General features: G+C 42.4%; 4 protein-coding genes and 1 pseudogene. 2 read left to right on the top strand and 3 right to left on the bottom strand.

Translation table 11 applies throughout. The features are described 5' to 3' along the window. Positions 1–391, bottom strand: a 391-nt coding sequence (locus BUB35_RS17845) for an IS110 family transposase (protein WP_143185505.1), incomplete at its 3' end; no start/stop codon positions are given. A gap of 357 nt (positions 392–748) precedes the next feature. Between BUB35_RS17845 and BUB35_RS17840 the strand changes: the two genes are divergently transcribed. After that, positions 749–1858 (top strand): alanine racemase, encoded by a 1110-nt coding sequence (locus BUB35_RS17840; RefSeq protein WP_072853945.1) that lies wholly within the window; start codon positions 749–751, stop codon positions 1856–1858. A gap of 68 nt (positions 1859–1926) precedes the next feature. Here BUB35_RS17840 and BUB35_RS17835 read toward each other — a convergent pair whose 3' ends face one another. Together BUB35_RS17835 and BUB35_RS17830 are read right to left on the bottom strand one after the other, a co-directional pair. After that, positions 1927–2727 carry a histidinol-phosphatase HisJ family protein gene (locus BUB35_RS17835; protein WP_072853943.1) on the bottom strand — a complete coding sequence of 267 codons (801 nt, stop codon included), beginning with the start codon at positions 2725–2727 and terminating at the stop codon, positions 1927–1929. Positions 2728–2849: 122 nt separating this feature from the next. Further along, complete coding sequence (locus tag BUB35_RS17830; protein WP_072853941.1) at positions 2850–3989, bottom strand: S-layer homology domain-containing protein; 1140 nt, start codon at positions 3987–3989, stop codon at positions 2850–2852. A gap of 275 nt (positions 3990–4264) precedes the next feature. Here BUB35_RS17830 and BUB35_RS20200 point away from each other — a divergent pair. Beyond that, positions 4265–4409: pseudogene (locus BUB35_RS20200) on the top strand (IS256 family transposase); the annotation flags it as partial.

Here is a 4409-nt window from a genome sequence, read left to right as displayed (position 1 = left end):
CCTCTTTGTTAATTCTGCCAAAACGCAAGCAATCAGCAATAACGAAAGCATCTACATAATCATTCTTAGGCAAGTCGTTATAAGATTCCTTGAATTTATTGACCTGCTTTGGATTCAAGACATGGATTTTTCTATCGAAGGATGCGAGAGTTGTATCTTCTTTTAGAAAGTATACTAGATTGTCGCCATAGACAGAAGTTGCTTCCAGTCCAATCAGAACGGAGTCGATGTTGTTAGAAGTCATTGCTGTAAAAATTCGTTTTACAAGTTGAGTAGATCCATCATGTGAGTTTGCAAGTGAAAAAGAACTATGCTTGTCACCATTAGGGAGCATCAGATAAATGACATTGTTTTTGCTGCTCACATCAATACCGACGTAAAGTGGGTTCATAAAATCACCTTCTTTCGTTTGGGATTAAAGTGTTCAATCGGCTTGGTAAACCCATGACCATGGAGCATCAACACCCTCGCATATAAGAATCCAGCTTAAGATGGACAGATGCGAAACCACACTGCAAGATGGTTATCCAATCACTTAAGCAAACAGCCAGCGGTTTGAAGCTAACTTCCATGTCAGGGGAACAGACTTTTGGTGAAGTAACTCTCTGGGAGTTCAACAGGGGTGACTAGAACTTTTGCCTGATTGACACTGGGACAATTATATCATGGGTTTAATGAAGCCTATTGAACAAAGTAACTATTAAATTTTATATAAGAATAATGGTATCTAAAACGAGGAGTGTTGCATATGTATATCACAGAATTGGAAACCCCCGCCGTTTTGCTTGATTTGGATATTGCTGAAAAAAATCTTCAGACATACCAACAAGCATGTGACAAGTATAAAAAATCACTTTGGCCTATGGTCAAAACCCATAAAAGCAGTTCTCTGTTAAAGAAACAAATGGAATTGGGTGCAGAAGGCTTTTTGTGCGGCACCATAGACGAATGCGAAATGGCTGTGGAAGCTGGTGCAGGAAAAATCATGTATGCCTATCCCCCTGCCAATCCCAAAAACATCAGCCGTCTTGCTGTCCTTGCCCATAAGGCGGACATTATCATCCGCATTGACCATTTGGATGTAGCTCGTATGCTGGAAACTGCTGCGGAAAAAGAAGGCATTACATTTTTCTATTCTATTATTGTAGATATGGATTTCCACCGTTTTGGCGTTGCGCCTGCCAAGGTAGTTGCTTTTGCCCAGGAAATGAAGCAATTTTCTCACCTGAAGTTCTTCGGCATTTCCACACATCCCGGTCAGGTTTATGGCTGCACCACCCAAGCGGAACGTCAGTCCGTTGCAAAGCTGGAAACAGAAACCATGGGCAGTGTCGCAGCTGACCTGAAAGCTGCCGGATTTACAGACTTTTTTGTCACCAGCGGCTCCACACCCACATTTGCACTGACTGTAGACCAGCCGGAAATTCAGATTTATCATCCTGGCAATTACATCTATCATGATGCCATCCAGATTGCCTTGGGAAGTGCTACAGAAGCAGACTGTTCTCTTTCTGTGCTTGCTACCATTATTTCTCATCCTTCTGAAGACGTTTATCTTTGTGACGCAGGGGCAAAATGTCTGGGACTGGATCAGGGGGCACATGGCAGTGCCGCTGTTACTGGATTCGGCATTGTGAAAAACCATCCTGAATTAACGGTTTATGGTCTTTCTGAAGAAGTTGGCAAAATCAAAGTAAACGGTACCACTTCTCTGAAAATCGGCGATAAAATCCAGATTATCCCCAATCATTCCTGTTCTTCCGCCAACCTAACCAGCTGGCTGGTAGGTGTCAGAAATGATATGGTAACCGAACAAATTCCCGTGGATGTACGCGGAAATGCAAAACAGAAAAAATAATAGCAAAAAAAGAGGATATCCCTAGAAATTTTTTTGGGATACCCTCTTTTTTATTTGAGAACAGCTAATTATAACATCTGTTCCTTTCTCTTTCTGTTTTCATAAGTGGAAATATGAGAAAAACCAAGTTCTCGAAGCATTTGATATGTCTTTTCGATACCAAAAGCCAAGTCGGAAGCACGATGGGCATCAGAACCAACGGTTAAAATGTTGCCGCCGCATTCTCGATACCATTTCAGAACCTGGGGTGTGGGCAATGTTTCTCCCGTACCTTTATACAACCCTGATGTATTGACTTCAATACCTTTTTCCCGTTCTATTAATATAGAAAACAAATCTTTATACTGCTTTTCAAAGGGACGCAAATCCACCTGTTTTTCCAACTGACGATACAAATAGCGCTGAGGCAATGTAATATGACCTAACACATCAAAATCATAATCTTTTGCCAATGCAATTTCCGCATCTAAAAAGCGACCATACAGTTCTTCCAAGTCCACAGCGGCATAATCCAGTCGGTCTAATTCCAGATCTTTTTCCAGATTATGAATGGAGCCAATGATGAAATCAAAAGAATAGTTTTTCATCAATCGACGATATTCTTCTGGATTCGCTTGTGGCTGCCCCAATTCAATGCCATTGCGAATCACCAACTGCCCAGCATATTTCTGCTGCACAGACTCCATAGCTATCTGCCGTTTCTCCAAATCTATTTCATCTTCAAACACACCATGGGTCAAAAAGTCCGCATGGTCTGTAACAGCCAACTCCCGCAATCCCAACGCGATGGCCTTTTCACACATACGTTCCAATAATTCCTCACTGTCACAGGAAAATCCCGTATGGGTATGGTAATCACATAAAAACACTGAAACACCTCCAAATTTCTTCTATGGGCATTATACCCTACCATTTGGATGCTGGCAACAGACATTTTTTCAGCCATATAAAAACAGCGGCAGTTACCTGCCGCTGTCTGATTTCTATGAACTTAATGGATATCTACCCAAGATTCATAGCTGTTCTGATCTGCTCTTGTATAGTCATGACCATTTGCCGCTTCCATCATGGAGCCATATGCCCAGTGACCAAAGCTCAGATCGCTGAATGTACGCAGTTCATCCAGATGATCCATCATAAAGGACATATCTGCTGCACGGTTTTCCATACGGTTGATGACACTGGTTACTTCCGCACGAGTAATGTAACGGTCGGGACCAAATGTGCCGTCGGGATAACCGCTGATCCAGCCATTCTGTGTTGCGCCTGCAATTGCGCCATAGTACCACATATTCTGAGGTACGTCAGGGAAACTGCAAGCTGTACCTTTTTCAGCATTTGCAAAATTCATCGCCATGGTAACAAATTCTGCACGAGTAATAGACGCATCAGGTTTGAATGTACCATCGGGATAACCGCTGATAACGCCCTTTCCTGCCAGAGTCATAACTGCTTTCGCATACCACTGGTTTGCAGGAACGTCTGTAAATGCTTTCGCATCGCCGGTTTTATCTGTCAGCAGGTTATAGAACATTGTCGCTGCTTCTGCACGGGTGATGGTCTTATCGGGACCAACAGTGCCATCGGGATAACCGCTGATGTATGCGCTGTGGCTTTCTGTTTCCGCGTCTTTCCATACAGCATAGAGATCTACACTGCTGCCTGGCATACGGAAGGTATCGCCTACTTTGTAGTCTACTTTGCCGTCTTCTTCCAGACTCCAGCCTGCCAGTACTTTGCCAACAGGTGCAGTGAATACGTTACCTTTTACAGTAACTGTTTCACCGGGGATAAATTTTCCGTCTTTTTCGGTTTCGTCATCGTTGTGATAACGAACGTAGTAGGTGTTGGAAGTGTGGCTGCCACCGGAGGATGAAGAGCCGTCAGATTCTTCGCCTTCCCATACAAGGGCAAAAGGACTGAAACCGCCGGAACCAATTTTAAATTCAATATGATCGTCCAGTTTCGTGAATGTCACAGGACTTACTGTGCAGTTTGCAATATCACCAACCACATCATTGCTGGACATATCACGATGAAGATCTTCAAAATGCAGAAGTTCAAAATCTGTTGTCTTGTCTGTACCTTCTGGATATGGCCAGTAAATAGTTACATCATTAGATGCTTTCACCCATGTATTACCATTATGTCTGTCTACTAAATCCAGATATTTCAGATCGAATGCATAATTGTCATAGGCGTTTTGTAATTCTTCTTTTGCACGTTCTTTTAAAAGATTGGAGCGATTGCTTTCAGAAGCTGTATTTTCGATAATGCCATCAAACAGGGCAGTGTGAAACTTTTTCTGTAAATATGTAATTGAAGAGGTTCTTCTATGGTAAAATTTAAATCATAGGAGGACCTTTTATTATGGCAAAATAGAAGAAACCCATACATCGGGTACAAATGACAGAGGGAAAACGAAACATTATTCATCAGCTCATGGAAGAATACGATATTCAGACAGCTGAGGATATTCAGGAAGCTCTAAAAGACCTTCTGGGCGGAACCATCAAAGAAATGATGGAAGCAGAAATGGAGGATCATCTCG

Origin of the sequence: Anaerotignum lactatifermentans DSM 14214 (assembly GCF_900142265.1) — a bacterium.
Taxonomy (GTDB): domain Bacteria; phylum Bacillota; class Clostridia; order Lachnospirales; family Anaerotignaceae; genus Anaerotignum; species Anaerotignum lactatifermentans.
This window is presented reverse-complemented; position numbering and strand designations above follow the sequence as displayed.

What these genes read in the sequence shown, in the direction of transcription:
- BUB35_RS17840 (WP_072853945.1), top strand. Translation starts at nt 749, where the DNA reads ATGTATATCACAGAATTGGAAACCCCCGCCGTTTTGCTTGATTTGGAT.